This window comes from Pseudomonas alloputida (genome assembly GCF_021283545.2).
Taxonomy (GTDB): Bacteria; Pseudomonadota; Gammaproteobacteria; order Pseudomonadales; family Pseudomonadaceae; genus Aquipseudomonas; species Aquipseudomonas alloputida.
In genome coordinates, this window is sequence record NZ_CP128540.1 from 5,529,107 (window position 1) to 5,545,223 (window position 16,117).

Genomic DNA, 16,117 nt, shown 5'->3' on the forward strand with positions numbered 1-16,117 from the left:
GGCCTGCGCACTACCTGTGGGAGCGGGCGTGCCCGCGAAGAGGCCAGCACGGGCTTCAAACCAACCGCTGCCCCGACACCGCCGGGTGATACAGCGGTTGAACCTTGTTCCCGGCCGGGTCCAGCAGGTGGAAGCTGCGTGCGCCGTCACCATGGTTGAACGGCCGGTCGAGCAAGGTCACGCCATGAGCCTTGAAGTACTGGTACCAGGCTTCCAACTCCTCCACGCTGTCGACAATGAACCCGTAGTGATCCAGGGTCTGCAACCCGTTGGCCGCCCCTGCCCCACGCCCCAATGACAGGTTGTCGTTACCGCAAGTGAGGTACACCAGGTCCTCATTGGCGCGATTCAGCACTTCCATGCCCAGCACATCGACGTAGAAGCGTTCACACTCTTCCAGGTTAGGCACCAGCAGGGCGATGTGGCGCAAGCCATTCAGGCGGCCAGGGCGTGCAGGCAATTCGGACATTGGCGAAGCTCCATTTTTGTATACAATTCATTATTGAATTTAAAACAAAAGGAGAGATTTGTGTATAGCCTGTTCATAAAGACCCGAGTGAAGCCTGGATGCGCCGAAGCTTTCCTCAGTGCAATCAAGGTCAATGCTGCAGCTTCCGTGGCGAGTGAGCCAGGCTGCCTGGTGTTCGATGTGTCGCAGGACCGGGTCGACCCGGAGGTGATCTACCTGTACGAAATCTACCGCGATGATGCGGCGTATGACGCGCATACCCAGACTGCGCATTTTCGCGACAGCCGTCCATTGGTGGAGCCTCTGATCCTTGAGCAGGAATGCTTCGAAAGCGATGTGATCGCGCGCAACCCGGTGTATTGAGCGCAAGAAAAAGCCCTGGCACGGGCCAGGGCTTCGATGAAAGTGGCCAAATCCATTTGGCCGACGGGACATTCCTTATTCGGCTTTCAGGCCGTCAGACATTACGCTCTTGACGCCTTTGATGTTCTTGGTAATGCGCACCGCTTCTGCTTTCTGCGATTCGGTAACCTTCACATCAGAAGACAGCGAAACAACGCCTTGGCTGGTCTCGACTTTGATGTCGCTGCCTGGGATGCCTTTTTCAGTCAGCAGATCAGCTTTGACCTTGGTAGTGATCCAAGTGTCGGAGCCTTCTTGCTTGGCGTTGTCGACGGTGTTGGCCGCCAACATGACTGGAGCCTGGGTTGGCTCAGCGGCGAATGCACCGTTAGCCATGGTCAGGGTCAGAGCGGTAGCAGTAGCGGCAGCAATGGCGAACTTCTTCATGTGGGTCACTCCTGTTTTTCGAAAGGTCTGCGCCGTATGTCCTGGCGTCAGGTATGAAGGTAGTTGCACGGGCTGTGCCAGCTTTGCTGCTTCTGTTATTTCCTTTTAAATCAATAAGTTAGCAAATATCTATCACTTCGGTGGTCGTGCATTTTGCAATCAGCGCGGTAAACCTGCATGCAAGATGCAAGTCCGCAAAAGGTTCCCGTCCCCATGAAAAAAGGGCCCTGCGAAGGGCCCTTTCTCTATTGCGTGACGTTCGCTTAGACGCCCGAGGCCTTGGCCGCAGGGACGTCTTTGATCGACAGCTTGATACGGCCGCGGTTGTCCACGTCCAGTACAAGCACTTCAACTTCCTGGCCTTCCTTGAGGATGTCGGTGACTTTCTCGACGCGAGCATCGCTCAGCATGGAGATGTGCACCAAACCGTCCTTGCCAGGCAGGATGTTGACGAAGGCGCCGAAGTCGACAATGCGCTCAACCTTGCCGACGTAGATCTTGCCGATCTCGGCCTCAGCGGTGATGCCCAGGATGCGCTGCTTGGCAGCATCTGCCGCTTCCTTGGTTTCGCCGAAGATCTTGATCGAGCCGTCGTCTTCGATGTCGATCGAAGCCTTGGTCTCTTCGCAGATGGCGCGAATGGTGGCGCCGCCTTTACCGATGACGTCACGGATCTTGTCGGTGTCGATCTTCATCGCGATCATGGTCGGGGCGTTGGCCGACAGTTCGGTACGCGACTGGCCAATAACCTGGTTCATCTGGCCGAGGATGTTCAGGCGCGCTTCCAGGGCTTGGCCCAGGGCGATTTCCATGATCTCTTCGGTGATGCCGTTGATCTTGATGTCCATCTGCAGCGCGGTGACGCCTTTGGCGGTACCGGCTACCTTGAAGTCCATGTCGCCCAGGTGGTCTTCGTCACCCAGGATGTCAGTCAGGACTGCGAACTTGTCGCCTTCCTTGACCAGGCCCATGGCGATACCGGCAACCGGCGCCTTCATCGGCACACCGGCGTCCATCAGGGCCAGGGAAGCACCGCAGACCGAAGCCATGGAGCTGGAACCGTTGGATTCGGTGATTTCCGAAACCACGCGGATGGTGTACGGGAACACGTCAGCAGCAGGCAGCATGGCCTGAACCGAACGGCGGGCCAGACGGCCGTGGCCGATTTCGCGACGGCCAGCACCGCCCATGCGGCCACACTCACCTACCGAGAACGGTGGGAAGTTGTAGTGCAGCATGAAGGGGTCTTTCTTCTCGCCTTCGAGGGTGTCCAGCAGCTGGGCATCACGGGCAGTACCCAGGGTCGCAACGACCAGGGCCTGGGTTTCGCCACGGGTGAACAGTGCCGAACCGTGAGTTTTTGGCAGCACACCCACTTCGATGTTCAGCGGGCGTACGGTCTTGTTGTCGCGGCCGTCGATACGTGGCTTGCCGTTGACGATGTTTTCGCGAACGGTGCGGTATTCGATTTCGCCGAAGATCTCTTTTACTTCGGAAGCCGAAGGCTGGCCTTCTTCACCGGAGAACTTGGCAACCGCCTGGTCACGCAGCTCACCCAGACGCGCGTAGCGGTCGGCTTTGACGGTGATGGTGTAACCCTGCGAAACCGCTTCGCCGAACTCGGCGCGGATAGCATTGAACAGCTCGGTGTTGGCAACGGCAGGTTTCCAGTCCCAAGTCGGCTTGCCAGCTTCGGCAGCCAGCTCTTTGACAGCCTGGATAACAGCCTGGAATTCGTCGTGGGCGAACAGTACGGCACCCAGCATCTGGTCTTCGGTCAGCTCTTGAGCTTCCGATTCAACCATCAGTACAGCGTCGGAGGTACCGGCAACGACCATGTCCAGGCTCGAGGCAGCCAGTTGCTCATAGGTCGGGTTCAGCAGGTAGCCAGTGCTTTCGTGGAAGGCAACGCGGGCAGCGCCGATCGGGCCTTCGAACGGAATGCCGGAAATGGCCAGGGCAGCCGAGGTACCGATCATCGCAGCGATGTCCGGGTCGGTCTTCTTGCTGGTGGAAACCACGGTGCAGACGACCTGCACTTCGTTCATGAAGCCTTCCGGGAACAGCGGACGGATCGGACGGTCGATCAGGCGCGAGGTCAGCGTCTCTTTCTCGGAAGGACGGCCTTCACGCTTGAAGAAGCCACCTGGGATCTTGCCAGCGGCGTAGGTCTTTTCCTGGTAGTGAACCGACAGCGGGAAGAAACCCTTGCCTGGATCAGCCTGTTTGGCGCCTACCACAGTCACCAGCACGGTGACGTCGTTGTCGACGGTAACCAGCACGGCGCCGGTTGCCTGACGGGCAATACGGCCCGTTTCGAGAGTGACGGTCGATTGACCGAACTGGAAAGTCTTGATTACCGGGTTCACGGTTTCCTACCTTTTTCAGTGGCTCTTGGGGGAACTGGTTTCTTGCGAATTCTTGGGCAGAACGGGGAATCGGCCCCATTGACCGTCCAGATACAACACGAGGCTGGGAGCCTGGCACCAAGCGGAAAAACCGCTCAGCATTGCCAGGCTGCCAACCTCGGAGATACGCGTGAAGTGCCCAACGGCAGCGCTGCAAAACAGCCCTGCCGAAGCCTGCGACACCCCACGCACACCACTGACCAGGCCGCTATTAGCGACGCAGGCCCAGGCGACCGATCAGGGCGCTGTAACGAGTGGTGTCTTTGCCCTTCAGGTAATCCAGCAGCTTACGACGCTGGTTGACCATACGGATCAGACCACGACGGGAGTGGTGGTCTTTGTCGTTGGCCTTGAAGTGGCCTTGCAGCTTGTTGATGTTGGCGGTCAGCAGAGCAACCTGCACTTCCGGGCTACCGGTATCGCCGGCGGCTTGCTGATATTCGGCAACGATCTGAGCTTTTTCTTCAACGCTGAGGGCCATGTGGCTTCTCCTGATAACGGATCCCGCATGCGGGGTCCAATAGGCCAGGGACAAATCCCTGTATTAATAAAAAAGGTGTGACCGTGCCTACTGACAGCCACCCTTGATGCCGTGGGGCTCGGCAACTGCCTGACCCCGCGGTTTCGGTCATTCCGACCGAATCAGCCGACGCGGCGCAATGCGCCCGTCTTCGCTCACTTCACCGATACCGATGAAGCGTGCATTGTGATCCTGCACCCGAACCATGCCAAATTGTGGCGCGTCCGGCGCGCGTACCGCCTGGCCATGCAGCCAGTAGAACGCACTGTGTTCCGACAGGCTGACCAACGGCCAGTCCTGCAGCCCGCTGTCCGACGGCATCAGGAAGCGGTCGAGCGCTTCGTTACCACCTTCGGCATGGGCCTGTTCGAGTTCCTCGAGGGTGACCGTCTGTGCCAGCGCAAAGGGCCCTGCCTGGGTCCTGCGCAGCTCGGCGACATAGGCCCCGCAACCAAGGGCTTCACCGATATCCTCCACCAGCGTGCGGATATAGGTGCCTTTGCTGCATCCTACGCTCAGCCGTGCACGGGTGCCTTCGCACTCGAGCAACTCCAAGCGGTTAATAGTAACAGAACGCGCCTCGCGCTCCACTACCTCTCCTGCACGTGCCAGCTTGTACAACGGCTGGCCGTCACGCTTGAGCGCCGAGTACATAGGCGGTATCTGGCTGATCGGGCCGCGAAAACGTGGCAGCACTGCTTCGATGTCGGCGCGACCAACGGTCACGTCGCGGGTCTGCAGCACCTCACCCTCGGCATCGCCGGTGTTGGTAGTCTGCCCCATCTGCATGACGGTTTCGTAGCCCTTGTCGGAATCCAGCAAGTACTGCGAAAACTTGGTCGCTTCACCGAAGCACAGCGGCAACACGCCGGTCGCCAGCGGGTCGAGGCTACCGGTATGGCCGGCCTTTTCCGCATTCAGCAGCCAACGCACTTTCTGCAAGGCGGCATTGGACGTGAAGCCCAGCGGCTTGTCGAGCAGGATGATGCCGCTGACATTGCGGCGGATACGTTTGACCTGGGCCACCGCTTACTCCTTGGTGTCCGACTCGTCGGCATCCTTGTGCAGGCGGTCTTCGGCCACTGCACGCTCGATCAGCGCCGACAGGTGCACACCACGGCTGACACTTTCATCGAAATGGAAGTGCAGCTGCGGCACGCTGCGCAGTTGCATCGAACGCCCCAGGTGCAGACGCAGGAAGCTGGCGGCGCTATTCAATGCCTTGAGCGACTGCTGCACGGCATCCGGGGTTTCCTCGCCCATGACGGTGATGAACACCTTGGCATGGCCCAGGTCACGGCTCACGTCCACGGCGGTGATAGTCACCAGACCGACACGCGGATCCTTGACTTCGCGACGGATCAGCTCGGCCAGCTCGCGCTGCATCTGATCGCCAATACGTTGGGTACGGCTATATTCTTTGGCCATTCTTGCTACCTGTAACTTAAAGCGGCAAACGCCCGGACAGACGAATGCCTGACCGGGCGCTACCTGAAGAGGTACCGCAAGCCGCCCTGTAGCAGGCGCTTGCGGCTCGCTCGCCCTTAAAGGGTACGAGCCACCTGGACTTTCTCGAAGACTTCGATCTTGTCGCCGACCTTGACGTCGTTGTAGCTCTTGACGCCAATACCGCACTCCATGCCCGAACGGACTTCGGAAGCATCGTCCTTGAAGCGACGCAGCGATTCCAGCTCGCCTTCGAAGATCACAACGTCATCACGCAGTACGCGAATCGGACGGTTGCGGTACACGGTACCCTCGATGACCATACAGCCAGCGATGGCGCCGAACTTCGGCGAACGGAACACGTCACGTACTTCGGCGACACCCAGGATGTTCTCGCGAACATCGCTGCCGAGCATGCCGGTCAGGGCCTTCTTGACGTCTTCGATGATGTCGTAGATCACGTTGTAATAACGCATATCCAGACCTTCCTGCTCGACGATCTTGCGCGCACCGGCATCGGCACGCACGTTGAAGCCGAACAGTACTGCATTCGAAGCCAGCGCCAGGTTGGCATCGCTCTCGGTGATACCACCGACGCCACCACCAATCACGCGCACTTGCACTTCGTCGTTGCCCAGGCCGCCGAGCGAACCCTGCAGCGCTTCCAGAGAACCACGCACATCGGTCTTGAGAACGATGTTGAGGGTTTTCTTCTCTTCCTGACCCATGGTCTCGAAGATGTTTTCCAGCTTGCCGGCGTGAGCACGGGCCAGCTTGACCTCGCGATACTTGCCTTGACGGAACAGGGCAACTTCACGGGCTTTCTTCTCGTCGGCAACCACGGACAGCTCGTCACCGGCTTCCGGAGTACCGTCCAGGCCGAGGATTTCGACCGGGATCGACGGGCCAGCTTCCTTCACAGGCTTGCCGTTCTCGTCGAGCATGGCGCGAACGCGGCCATAGTTGGAACCGCACAGGACCATGTCGCCCTGACGCAGGGTACCGTCCTGAACCAGGATGGTCGCGACCGGGCCACGGCCCTTGTCCAGGCGCGATTCGACGACCACACCACGACCTGGCGCGGTTGGGGTAGCGGTCAGTTCGAGGATCTCGGCCTGCAGCAGAACGGCTTCGAGCAGCTCGTCGACACCGGTACCCATCTTCGCCGAAACCTTGACGAACGGCGTGTCACCACCCCAGTCCTCAGAGGTAACGCCTTCTACGGACAGCTCGTTACGGATGCGATCGAGGTCAGCACCTGGCTTGTCGATCTTGTTCACCGCAACGACCAGCGGAACACCGGCTGCCTTGGCATGCTGAACGGCTTCGCGGGTTTGTGGCATCACACCGTCGTCCGCCGCCACCACCAGGATGACAATGTCGGTCGCCTTGGCACCACGGGCACGCATCTGGGTAAACGCAGCGTGACCTGGGGTATCGAGGAAGGTGACCATGCCGCGGTCGGTTTCCACGTGGTAGGCACCGATGTGCTGGGTGATACCACCGGCTTCGCCAGCGGCAACCTTGGCACGACGGATGTAGTCGAGCAGCGAGGTCTTACCATGGTCAACGTGACCCATGACGGTAACCACCGGCGCACGCGACTCGGTCTGGCCTTCGAACTTCAGCGATTCGGCCAGGGAGTCTTCCAGGGCGGTATCGCTGACCAGCGTGACCTTGTGGCCCAGCTCTTCGGCGATCAGCTGAGCGGTTTCCTGGTCGAGCACCTGGTTGATGGTAACCGGGGTCCCCATCTTGAACATGAACTTGACCACTTCAGCGCCCTTGACGGACATCTGGTTGGCCAGCTCGGAGACCGTGATGGTCTCGCCGATGGTCACGTCACGGATGACGGGGCCAGTCGGGTTCTGGAAGCCGTGCTGATTACGCTTTTTCAGCTTGCTCTTGCCACCACGACCACGACGAGCGCCATCGCTCTCTTCGTCGGTAGTGCGCGGAGCAGCACGCGGAGTCGGCGCCTTTTCCTTCTCCTTGACCTTGACCTTGATCGACACACGAGGCGCTTCGCCACGACGACGGTCGTCATCACGGGTACGGCTTTCGTTGCGACGGGTCTCGTCTTTCTTGCGCTCGGCAGCACGGGCTGCGGCGTCTTCAGAGGCCGGGGCGTCTGCGACTACCGGGGCCGGAGCAGCGACCGGAGCAGCGGCAGGAGCCGGCTCTGGCTTGGCAGCAGGCGCAGGGGCGGCGGCTGCGGAGCCGGCGGCCTGACGGCGAGCCTGCTCTTCGTTGCGCTGGCGAACTTCGGCCTCGACCTTGTCGCGAGCGGCATTTTCAGCCGCGCGGCGCTCATCCAGCTCACGCTTCTGCTCAGCCTGGATTTCTTCAGGGCTGCGCTGAACGAAAACTTTCTTCTTGCGTACTTCTACGCTGATGCTCTTGCTACCGGCGACACGCAGGGTGCTGGTGGTTTTGCGCTGCAAGGTAATCTTGCGCGGCTCTTCCGCCTTGCTCTTGTGGCTGCTTTTCAAATGAGTCAGCAAGGTCTGCTTCTCATTGTCGGTCACTACCTGACCGGCGTCGGTGTGCGGCAGACCTGCCTCACGCATCTGCTGCAGCAGGCGCTCTACCGGTGCCTCGACCTCTTGGGCCAGTTCTTTCACCGTGACTTGCGTCATGCACTTCTCTCCTCAGGCCGCGCCTAATTACTCGAACCAGTGGGCTCGGGCGGCCATGATCAACTTGCCGGCACGCTCTTCGTCGATGCCGTCGATGTCGAGCAGATCGTCGATCGACTGCTCGGCCAGGTCTTCGCGGTTAACCACGCCGCGCACCGCCAGTTCAGCCGCCAGGTCTTTGTCCATGCCCTCAAGGGAGAGCAGGTCTTCGGCCGGGTGGGCGTCTGCCAGTTTTTCTTCGGTAGCGATGGCCTTGGTCAACAAACGGTCCTTGGCTCGAGCGCGGAGCTCATTGACGATGTCTTCGTCAAAGCCATCGATGTTGAGCATTTCTTCCAACGGTACGTAGGCAATTTCTTCAAGGCTGGTGAAGCCTTCGTCGACCAGCACTTGGGCCAGCTCCTCGTCGACTTCCAGTTCCTCGATGAAATTGCGCAGGATGTCACCGGTTTCGGCCTGTTGCTTGGCCTGGATGTCCTTCTCGGTCATCACGTTCAGGGTCCAGCCGGTCAACTGACTGGCCAGGCGAACGTTCTGACCGCCACGGCCAATGGCCTGGGCCAGGTTGTCCTCGGCGACGGCGATGTCCATGGCATGGGCATCTTCATCAACGATGATCGCCGCGACTTCAGCCGGCGACATGGCGTTGATGACGAACTGCGCCGGGTTATCGTCCCAAAGGACGATATCCACACGCTCACCACCCAGCTCCCCGGATACGGCCTGGACGCGCGAACCACGCATGCCGATGCAGGCACCTTGCGGGTCGATACGCTTGTCCTTGGAGCGGACGGCAATCTTGGCTCGCGAACCCGGATCACGGGAAGCAGCCATGACTTCGATGAGGCCCTCGGCAATTTCCGGCACTTCAATGCGGAAAAGCTCGATCAGCATCTGCGGCGCGGTGCGCGACAGGATCAGCTGTGGGCCACGGTTTTCGGTGCGAATTTCCTTGAGCAGCGCACGCAGGCGCACACCAACACGGAAGGTTTCGCGCGGAATGATGTCTTCGCGAGCCAGCAAGGCCTCGGCGTTGTTGCCCAGGTCAACGATGACGTTGTCGCGGGTAACCTTTTTTACGGTACCGGAGATAATCTCGCCAACGCGCTCACGGTAGGCATCGACCACCTGGGCACGCTCGGCCTCACGGACCTTCTGCACGATGACCTGCTTGGCGGTCTGGGCGGCAATACGACCGAACTCGATGGACTCGATCTTCTCTTCGATCACGTCACCGACCTTGGCTTCAGGGTGGGTGTCCTTGATCTTGTCCAGCCAGGTCTCGATCGCCGGATCATCAAGATCGGCTTCGTCGACCACGGTCCAGCGACGGAAAGTCTCGTAGCTACCGGTGTGGCGGTTGATTTCCACACGTAGGTCGACTTCGTCTTCAAAACGTTTTTTGGTTGCAGTGGCCAGGGCCACTTCCAGCGCTTCGAAAATGACGCCGGGCGGTACACCTTTTTCGTTGGATACCGATTCAACAACCAGCAGTACTTCTTTGCTCATCGTACGCCTCGCCTTGCGCAAGCCATTGGGCCCGGATAGTCCGCCGGGCCCGGCACGTCTCAGTCAAAACTGGGAATAATATTGGCCTTGTCGATCGAGTCGATCGGTAACAGGAACTCCTGGTTGTCCACCTGGACCACCACATCCTGCTCCTCCACACCGCGGAGAAGGCCCTGGAAGTTACGACGACCCTCGAAGGGTGAGCGCAGCTTGATCTTCACTTGTTCGCCGGCATGCGAGGCAAACTGTTCCAGCGTGAACAGTGGGCGATCCATGCCTGGAGAAGACACCTCGAGGGTGTACTCACTGCTGATTGGATCTTCCACATCGAGGATTGCGCTGGCCTGACGGCTGACTGCTTCGCAGTCGTCCACCAGAATACCGCCTTCCTTGTCGATGTAGATGCGCAGTACCGAATGCTTACCCTGGGAAACGTATTCGATCCCCCAGCACTGATAGCCCAGACCCTCGACAACCGGGGCCAACAAGGCCTGCAACTGTTCTAGCTTGCTCGACACCTGAACCCCCTCGTGCATGCTGTGCAAATAAAAAATGGGCGAAGCGCCCATCCCTGAAAGCGCCGTAGGACAACGACGCCGAAACTGTTCGGTTAGCAAAAAGCCCCTGAAAAGGGGCTCCGCTGAAGCTGGTTGCGGGGGCTGGATTTGAACCAACGACCTTCGGGTTATGAGCCCGACGAGCTACCAAGCTGCTCCACCCCGCGACAAAGCTGGGGCAAAAGTATAAGACCGAACCCTGTTGAGGGTCAAATCCAAACATTCACCTACAAGAAAGCCCGCTAAAGCGGGCTCTCAAGCTTTAATTGGTACCGAGAAGGGGACTCGAACCCCTACACCCTATGGGCACAACCACCTCAAGGTTGCGTGTCTACCAATTCCACCACCTCGGCAATACTACTACTTGAAACCCGTTACTTCTGCTCTTGAGCCGGAGGAGGTACATCACCCGTATTATTGGTGGTTTCGCTCTTCTGCTGTTGGAGCACCGGTACATCATCATTAACTGCCGGTTTTTGCGGCTCTTTCACTTCTAGCACTGCTGGATCTGGAAGACCTGCTTGGCTAAGCTGGTGAGCTTGTTGCTTCGCGAAGTATCCTAACCCAAGTGCTGTCAAAAAGAAAGTGGCAGCGAGTATAGCAGTTAATTTACTTAGGAACGTTGCAGAGCCTTGGCTCCCGAACACGGTGTTTGAGGCCCCCGCGCCGAAAGATGCACCTGCTTCAGCACCTTTACCCTGTTGCAACAGAACCAGCACTACAAGCGACAGCGCTGCCAACAGATGAAAAACAACGATGACTGTTTCCAGCATTTGTTCAGTTTCCTGCGGCGCGACAAATTGCACCGAATTCGTCTGCGTTCAGGGAAGCCCCACCAATGAGACCCCCATCGATATCCGGCATGCCGAACAGTTCGGCCGCATTGGCCGCCTTCACGCTGCCGCCGTATAGCAACTGCACCTTCGCAGCCACTTCAGCATCTTCTGCCGCCAACTGGCCGCGGATGGCGGCGTGCACATCCTGGGCCTGCTGTGGCGTGGCCGTAAGGCCCGTACCGATGGCCCATACAGGCTCATAGGCAATTACTGCATCGGCAAAAGCCTTAACACCGAATGCTTCGATGATACTGCTTAGTTGACGCCCGACAACTTCGAGCGTCTTGCCAGCCTCGCGCTCCTCAAGGGTTTCCCCTATGCAAAGCACTGGCTTCAAGCCTTTGGCCTGGGCCGCTGCAAACTTGCGATTGAGCACTTCGTCGGTTTCACCAATAATCTGGCGACGCTCCGAATGGCCAATCAACACCAACTTGCAACCTGCTTCAACCAGCTGCTCGGGAGCAACTTCCCCGGTCAGCGCACCCTGTTCGGGTTGTACAGCAGAATTCTGTGCGCCGACAGTAATTTCTTTACCTGCCAGGCCATCAATCACCTGATTGATGAACAAGGCCGGTGGAAATACGGCGACTTCCACTCCGCTCGGCAAGGCGAGATTACTCAAGCCTTTGGTCAGCTCAGCGACGCTAGCGCGGGTACCGTGCATTTTCCAGTTACCAGCTACCATAGGGCGACGCATGCTTTACCTCGTCGGTCAAAGTGGGCGCAGATCTTACCCAACCAGATCTGCGCTGGCAAGCGCCTTCAGACACAAACTTCGCCGACCAGTTTGGCCAGCGCTTCAGCATGGGCCCGCACCTGGCTTTCGTCCTCGCCCTCAACCATGACCCGCACCAACGGCTCGGTACCGGACTTGCGCAACAGCACACGACCCCGCCCCGCCAGCGCTTCGGTAACCTTGGCACTGGCTTCCTTGACGGCGGGGTGCTCCAGCGGGTCGACCTTGCTGGCGCCAAAGCGCACATTGATCAGCACCTGCGGGCACTTGCGCAGGGCCTGACGGGCCTGGGCCAGGGTTTCGCCCCGGCGCTTGAGCGCCATCAGCACCTGCAGCGCGGCAATGATCGCGTCGCCGGTTGTGGTGTGGTTGCAGCACACGACGTGACCGGAGTTTTCACCGCCGACCAGCCATTCACGCTCCAACAGCTCGGCCATGACGTAACGGTCGCCGACCTTGGCTCGCACAAACGGGATGTCCAGGTCCTTGAGCGCCAGCTCCAGGCCCAGGTTACTCATCAGCGTACCGACCACCCCGCCTTGCAGCTTGCCATGTTCCTGCAGGTCGCGAGCAATGATGAACAGCAGCTCGTCACCGTCGACGATGGCGCCCGTGTGGTCGACCATCAGCACGCGATCGCCGTCACCGTCAAAGGCAATGCCGAGATCGGCATGTCCGACCAGTACAGCGGCCTGCAGCGATTCGATGTGTGTCGAGCCGCAACCTTCGTTGATGTTCAGGCCGTCCGGTTGCGCATGCAGCACGGTCACGTCGGCACCCAGCTCACGGAATACGCTGGGCGCAACCTTGTAGGTAGCACCATGGGCGCAGTCGACCACCAGCTTGAGGCCTTCGAAGCTGGTGCTGCTCGGCACACTGCTCTTGCAGAATTCGATGTAGCGGCCGGCGGCATCGTTGATACGCGAAACCTTGCCCAGCTTGCCCGACTCGACAACGGTCATCGGTTGGTCGAGCAGCTCTTCGATCATCAGCTCGACCTCGTCCGGCAGCTTGGTGCCCTGGCCCGAGAAGAACTTGATGCCGTTGTCATCGTGCGGGTTGTGCGAGGCACTGATGACGATGCCGGCTTCGGCGTGGAAGGTACGCGTGAGGTAAGCGATGGCCGGTGTCGGCATCGGCCCGAGCAGCATCACATCGGCACCTGCCGCGGACAGGCCGGCTTCGAGTGCGGACTCGAACATGTAGCCGGAGATACGCGTGTCCTTGCCCACCAGCACGCGGCAATGGCCTTGCTTGCGGAAGGCCATGCCGGCCGCCCAGCCAAGCTTCAGCATGAAGTCAGGCGTGATCGGGTATTCGCCGACGCGGCCACGAATGCCGTCGGTACCAAAGTATTTTCTGCTCATAGGGACTCCAATGCTCTTATTCGGCGTTTTGCACCGCAGCGATCATGCGTACCACATCAACGGTTTCGGCCACGTCATGTACCCGAAGGATGCTCGCCCCTTTGGTCATGGCCAACGCCGCCAGCGCAAGGCTGCCGTACAAGCGCTCGCCGACCGGACGTTCCAGCGTCAGGCCGATCATGCTCTTTCGTGAAACGCCCACCAGCAGTGGGCGCCCAAGGCGATAGAGCGCTTCCATGTGCTTGAACAGGCTCAGATTGTGCGCCAGTGTCTTGGCGAAACCGAAGCCCGGGTCAAGGATGATTCTGTCAGCATCAATGCCCGCTGCGGCGCAGGCGGCCATCCGCTGTTCAAGATAACGGGTGACGTCGGCGGTCACGTCCTGGTACTGCGGATCGTCCTGCATGTTGCCTGGCTCGCCACGCATGTGCATGAGGCACACCGGCAGACCGGTATCCGCCGCAGCGTCCAGGGCGCCATCGCGCTCCAGGGCCCGCACGTCGTTGATCAGCCCGGCCCCCAGGCGCGCGGCTTCACGCATGACAGCAGGCGTGGAGGTATCGACCGAAATGACCACGTCGAGGCGACTGTTGATGGCCTCGACCATTGGCGCCACACGCTCCAGCTCCTCGGTCACCGAGACTGCACGCGCACCCGGGCGCGTGGACTCGCCACCGATATCGATCAACGTTGCGCCGGCGGCAACCATCGCTTCGGCGTGGCGCAGGGCCTCGTCGCGCTGACTGAAGCGACCGCCATCGGAGAAGGAATCGGGGGTGATATTGAGAATACCCATGACATGGGTATGCGACAAATCAAGAACCCGGCTGCCGCAAGGCAACCGGGTAGGGTACTGCACTGAGCTCATAGATGCCCTTAGTGTTCAGCCGCTGGGCCGCCGATTGGCGATTCCGGACGCTCATCCTGGGCCGCAGGCGTGCCCGAGTGCTTGTCATCGTCCCAATCACGTGGCTCACGTGGTGTGCGCCCAGCCATGATGTCGTCAATCTGATCGGCATCGATGGTCTCGTACTTCATCAGCGCTTCGGTCATCGCCTCGAGCTTGTCGCGGTTGTCGATCAGCAACTGCTTGGCAGTGGCGTAGCACTGATCGATGATGCTGCGCACCTCGGAGTCGATCAATTTGGCAGTCTCGCCGGACACGCTGGCATGCTGGCTACCGGCACTGCGGCCGAGGAACACCTCGCCCTCTTCCTCTGCATACATCAGCGGGCCGAGCTTCTCGGACAGGCCCCATTTGGTCACCATGTTACGAGCGAGCTGGCTGGCGCGCATGATGTCGTTGGACGCGCCAGTGGTCACGCCATCGAAGCCCAAGGTCATCTCCTCGGCGATACGGCCGCCATACAGCGAGCAGATCTGGCTGATCAGCGCACGCTTGGAGAGGCTGTAGCGGTCTTCTTCCGGCAGGAACATGGTCACACCCAAGGCACGACCACGCGGGATGATCGAAACCTTGTAGACCGGGTCGTGCTCAGGCACCAGGCGACCGACAATGGCGTGGCCAGCCTCGTGATAGGCAGTGTTTCTCTTTTCCTTTTCGGACATGACCATGGTCTTGCGCTCGGCGCCCATCATGATCTTGTCCTTGGCCAGCTCGAACTCTTTCATTTCGACCAGGCGCTTGTTGGAACGCGCGGCAAACAGCGAAGCCTCGTTGACCAGGTTGGCCAGGTCGGCGCCGGAGAAGCCTGGGGTACCACGCGCGATGACCGCCGGGTTGACGTTCTCGCCAATCGGCACCTTGCGCATGTGCACCTTGAGGATCTGCTCGCGACCACGGATGTCCGGCAGGCCAACCACCACCTGGCGGTCGAAGCGGCCGGGGCGCAGCAGCGCAGGGTCGAGCACATCCGGACGGTTGGTGGCGGCGATGACGATGATGCCATCATTCATCTCGAAGCCGTCCATCTCCACCAGCAACTGGTTGAGGGTTTGCTCACGCTCGTCGTGACCGCCGCCCATGCCGGCGCCACGATGGCGACCAACGGCGTCGATTTCGTCGATGAAGATGATGCACGGGGCGTGCTTCTTGGCCTGCTCGAACATGTCGCGCACACGGCTGGCACCGACACCCACGAACATTTCCACGAAGTCCGAACCGGAAATGGTGAAGAACGGTACTTTCGCTTCGCCCGCGATGGCCTTGGCCAGCAGGGTCTTACCGGTACCGGGTGGGCCGACCATCAGCACACCGCGCGGGATACGGCCACCCAGGCGCTGGAACTTGCCCGGATCGCGCAGGAACTCGACCAGCTCGCCAACCTCTTCCTTGGCCTCGTCGCAGCCCGCAACGTCAGCCAGCGTGGTCTTGACCTGGTCTTCGGACAGCAGGCGCGCCTTGCTCTTGCCGAAGCTCATCGGCCCGCCCTTGCCGCCCGCGCCACCTTGCATCTGGCGCATGAAGAACATGAACACGGCAATGATCACCAGGATCGGGAAGCTCGCCACCAGCAACTGCGTCCAGATGCTCTGTTGCTCAGGCTGCTTGCCTTCGACGACCACGTGGTTGTCGACCAGATCGCCGATCAGGCCATTGTCGGTGATGGCCGGGCGCACAGTCTTGAAGTTGTCGCCATCGGTGCGCTTGCCAGTAATGATGTAGCCATCGACGGTCACACGCTCGACCTTGCCATCCTTGACCTGCTGGATGAAGTCGGAGTAGTTGAGGGTCTGCGGCTCGTTAGGGCTGGAGAAGTTGTTCATCACTGTCACCAGGACAGCTGCGATGATCAACCACAGGATCAGATTCTTTGCCATGTCGTTCAATTAGCTACCCTCTGAGGCCGGCGCACGACGCAGCCGTGCCTCGCATGATAT

General features: G+C 59.8%; 15 protein-coding genes and 2 tRNA genes. 1 reads left to right on the forward strand and 16 read right to left on the reverse strand.

Annotated elements, in window-relative coordinates:
* Window positions 1-55 precede the first annotated feature (55 nt).
* A complete protein-coding gene (locus tag LU682_RS25650) occupies window positions 56-469 on the reverse strand; it encodes a VOC family protein (RefSeq protein WP_010955354.1) in 414 nt (137 codons plus the stop codon).
* Window positions 470-529: 60 nt separating this feature from the next.
* Here LU682_RS25650 and LU682_RS25655 point away from each other — a divergent pair, with 60 nt between their 5' ends.
* Window positions 530-832: a heme-binding protein gene (locus LU682_RS25655; RefSeq protein WP_010955355.1), complete on the forward strand. Its 303-nt coding sequence runs from the start codon at window positions 530-532 to the stop codon at window positions 830-832.
* 75 nt (window positions 833-907) lie between these two features.
* Here LU682_RS25655 and LU682_RS25660 read toward each other — a convergent pair whose 3' ends face one another.
* The 15 genes from LU682_RS25660 to ftsH all read right to left on the reverse strand — a co-directional run bounded on the left by LU682_RS25660 (window position 908) and on the right by ftsH (window position 16,057).
* Window positions 908-1,258 carry a BON domain-containing protein gene (locus tag LU682_RS25660; protein WP_003249976.1) on the reverse strand — a complete coding sequence of 117 codons (351 nt, stop codon included), beginning with the start codon at window positions 1,256-1,258 and terminating at the stop codon, window positions 908-910.
* Window positions 1,259-1,521: 263 nt separating this feature from the next.
* Window positions 1,522-3,627 (reverse strand): polyribonucleotide nucleotidyltransferase, encoded by a 2,106-nt coding sequence (pnp, locus tag LU682_RS25665; RefSeq protein ID WP_010955356.1) that lies wholly within the window; start codon window positions 3,625-3,627, stop codon window positions 1,522-1,524.
* Between the two features lie 250 nt (window positions 3,628-3,877).
* Window positions 3,878-4,147 (reverse strand): 30S ribosomal protein S15, encoded by a 270-nt coding sequence (gene rpsO / locus LU682_RS25670; RefSeq protein ID WP_003249971.1) that lies wholly within the window; start codon window positions 4,145-4,147, stop codon window positions 3,878-3,880.
* Between the two features lie 147 nt (window positions 4,148-4,294).
* Window positions 4,295-5,212 (reverse strand): tRNA pseudouridine(55) synthase TruB, encoded by a 918-nt coding sequence (truB, locus tag LU682_RS25675; RefSeq protein WP_049586945.1) that lies wholly within the window; start codon window positions 5,210-5,212, stop codon window positions 4,295-4,297.
* A 3-nt stretch (window positions 5,213-5,215) separates the two neighbouring features.
* A complete protein-coding gene (gene rbfA / locus LU682_RS25680; protein WP_003249967.1) occupies window positions 5,216-5,614 on the reverse strand; it encodes a 30S ribosome-binding factor RbfA in 399 nt (132 codons plus the stop codon).
* A gap of 116 nt (window positions 5,615-5,730) precedes the next feature.
* Window positions 5,731-8,271, reverse strand: a complete 2,541-nt coding sequence (gene infB, locus LU682_RS25685) for a translation initiation factor IF-2 (RefSeq protein ID WP_003249965.1) — start codon at window positions 8,269-8,271, stop codon at window positions 5,731-5,733.
* Window positions 8,272-8,298: 27 nt separating this feature from the next.
* Window positions 8,299-9,780, reverse strand: a complete 1,482-nt coding sequence (nusA, locus tag LU682_RS25690) for a transcription termination factor NusA (protein ID WP_003249963.1) — start codon at window positions 9,778-9,780, stop codon at window positions 8,299-8,301.
* Window positions 9,781-9,839: 59 nt separating this feature from the next.
* A complete protein-coding gene (gene rimP, locus LU682_RS25695; protein WP_003249960.1) occupies window positions 9,840-10,298 on the reverse strand; it encodes a ribosome maturation factor RimP in 459 nt (152 codons plus the stop codon).
* Window positions 10,299-10,427: 129 nt separating this feature from the next.
* Window positions 10,428-10,504, reverse strand: a tRNA-Met gene (locus LU682_RS25700).
* Between the two features lie 100 nt (window positions 10,505-10,604).
* A tRNA-Leu gene (locus LU682_RS25705) sits at window positions 10,605-10,690 on the reverse strand.
* Window positions 10,691-10,711: 21 nt separating this feature from the next.
* On the reverse strand, window positions 10,712-11,110 hold the full coding sequence (gene secG, locus LU682_RS25710; protein WP_020193781.1) for a preprotein translocase subunit SecG: 399 nt from the start codon (window positions 11,108-11,110) through the stop codon (window positions 10,712-10,714).
* Window positions 11,111-11,114: 4 nt separating this feature from the next.
* Window positions 11,115-11,870: a triose-phosphate isomerase gene (gene tpiA, locus LU682_RS25715; protein ID WP_003249956.1), complete on the reverse strand. Its 756-nt coding sequence runs from the start codon at window positions 11,868-11,870 to the stop codon at window positions 11,115-11,117.
* Window positions 11,871-11,935: 65 nt separating this feature from the next.
* Window positions 11,936-13,276: a phosphoglucosamine mutase gene (gene glmM, locus LU682_RS25720; RefSeq protein WP_010955358.1), complete on the reverse strand. Its 1,341-nt coding sequence runs from the start codon at window positions 13,274-13,276 to the stop codon at window positions 11,936-11,938.
* A gap of 16 nt (window positions 13,277-13,292) precedes the next feature.
* Window positions 13,293-14,144, reverse strand: a complete 852-nt coding sequence (gene folP, locus LU682_RS25725; RefSeq protein WP_010955359.1) for a dihydropteroate synthase — start codon at window positions 14,142-14,144, stop codon at window positions 13,293-13,295.
* Window positions 14,145-14,152: 8 nt separating this feature from the next.
* The gene (gene ftsH, locus LU682_RS25730) at window positions 14,153-16,057 is read right to left on the reverse strand and encodes an ATP-dependent zinc metalloprotease FtsH (protein WP_012053749.1); all 1,905 of its coding nucleotides are present in this window, start codon (window positions 16,055-16,057) and stop codon (window positions 14,153-14,155) included.
* Between the last annotated feature and the right edge of the window lie 60 nt (window positions 16,058-16,117).

Coding starts and splice junctions, on each gene's coding strand:
- nusA (WP_003249963.1), bottom strand. CDS start 9,780: ATGAGCAAAGAAGTACTGCTGGTTGTTGAATCGGTATCCAACGAAAAA.
- LU682_RS25650 (WP_010955354.1), bottom strand. CDS start 469: ATGTCCGAATTGCCTGCACGCCCTGGCCGCCTGAATGGCTTGCGCCAC.
- tpiA (WP_003249956.1), bottom strand. CDS start 11,870: ATGCGTCGCCCTATGGTAGCTGGTAACTGGAAAATGCACGGTACCCGC.
- rpsO (WP_003249971.1), bottom strand. CDS start 4,147: ATGGCCCTCAGCGTTGAAGAAAAAGCTCAGATCGTTGCCGAATATCAG.
- LU682_RS25660 (WP_003249976.1), bottom strand. CDS start 1,258: ATGAAGAAGTTCGCCATTGCTGCCGCTACTGCTACCGCTCTGACCCTG.
- glmM (WP_010955358.1), bottom strand. CDS start 13,276: ATGAGCAGAAAATACTTTGGTACCGACGGCATTCGTGGCCGCGTCGGC.
- secG (WP_020193781.1), bottom strand. CDS start 11,110: ATGCTGGAAACAGTCATCGTTGTTTTTCATCTGTTGGCAGCGCTGTCG.
- folP (WP_010955359.1), bottom strand. CDS start 14,144: ATGAGCTCAGTGCAGTACCCTACCCGGTTGCCTTGCGGCAGCCGGGTT.
- rbfA (WP_003249967.1), bottom strand. CDS start 5,614: ATGGCCAAAGAATATAGCCGTACCCAACGTATTGGCGATCAGATGCAG.
- ftsH (WP_012053749.1), bottom strand. CDS start 16,057: ATGGCAAAGAATCTGATCCTGTGGTTGATCATCGCAGCTGTCCTGGTG.
- infB (WP_003249965.1), bottom strand. CDS start 8,271: ATGACGCAAGTCACGGTGAAAGAACTGGCCCAAGAGGTCGAGGCACCG.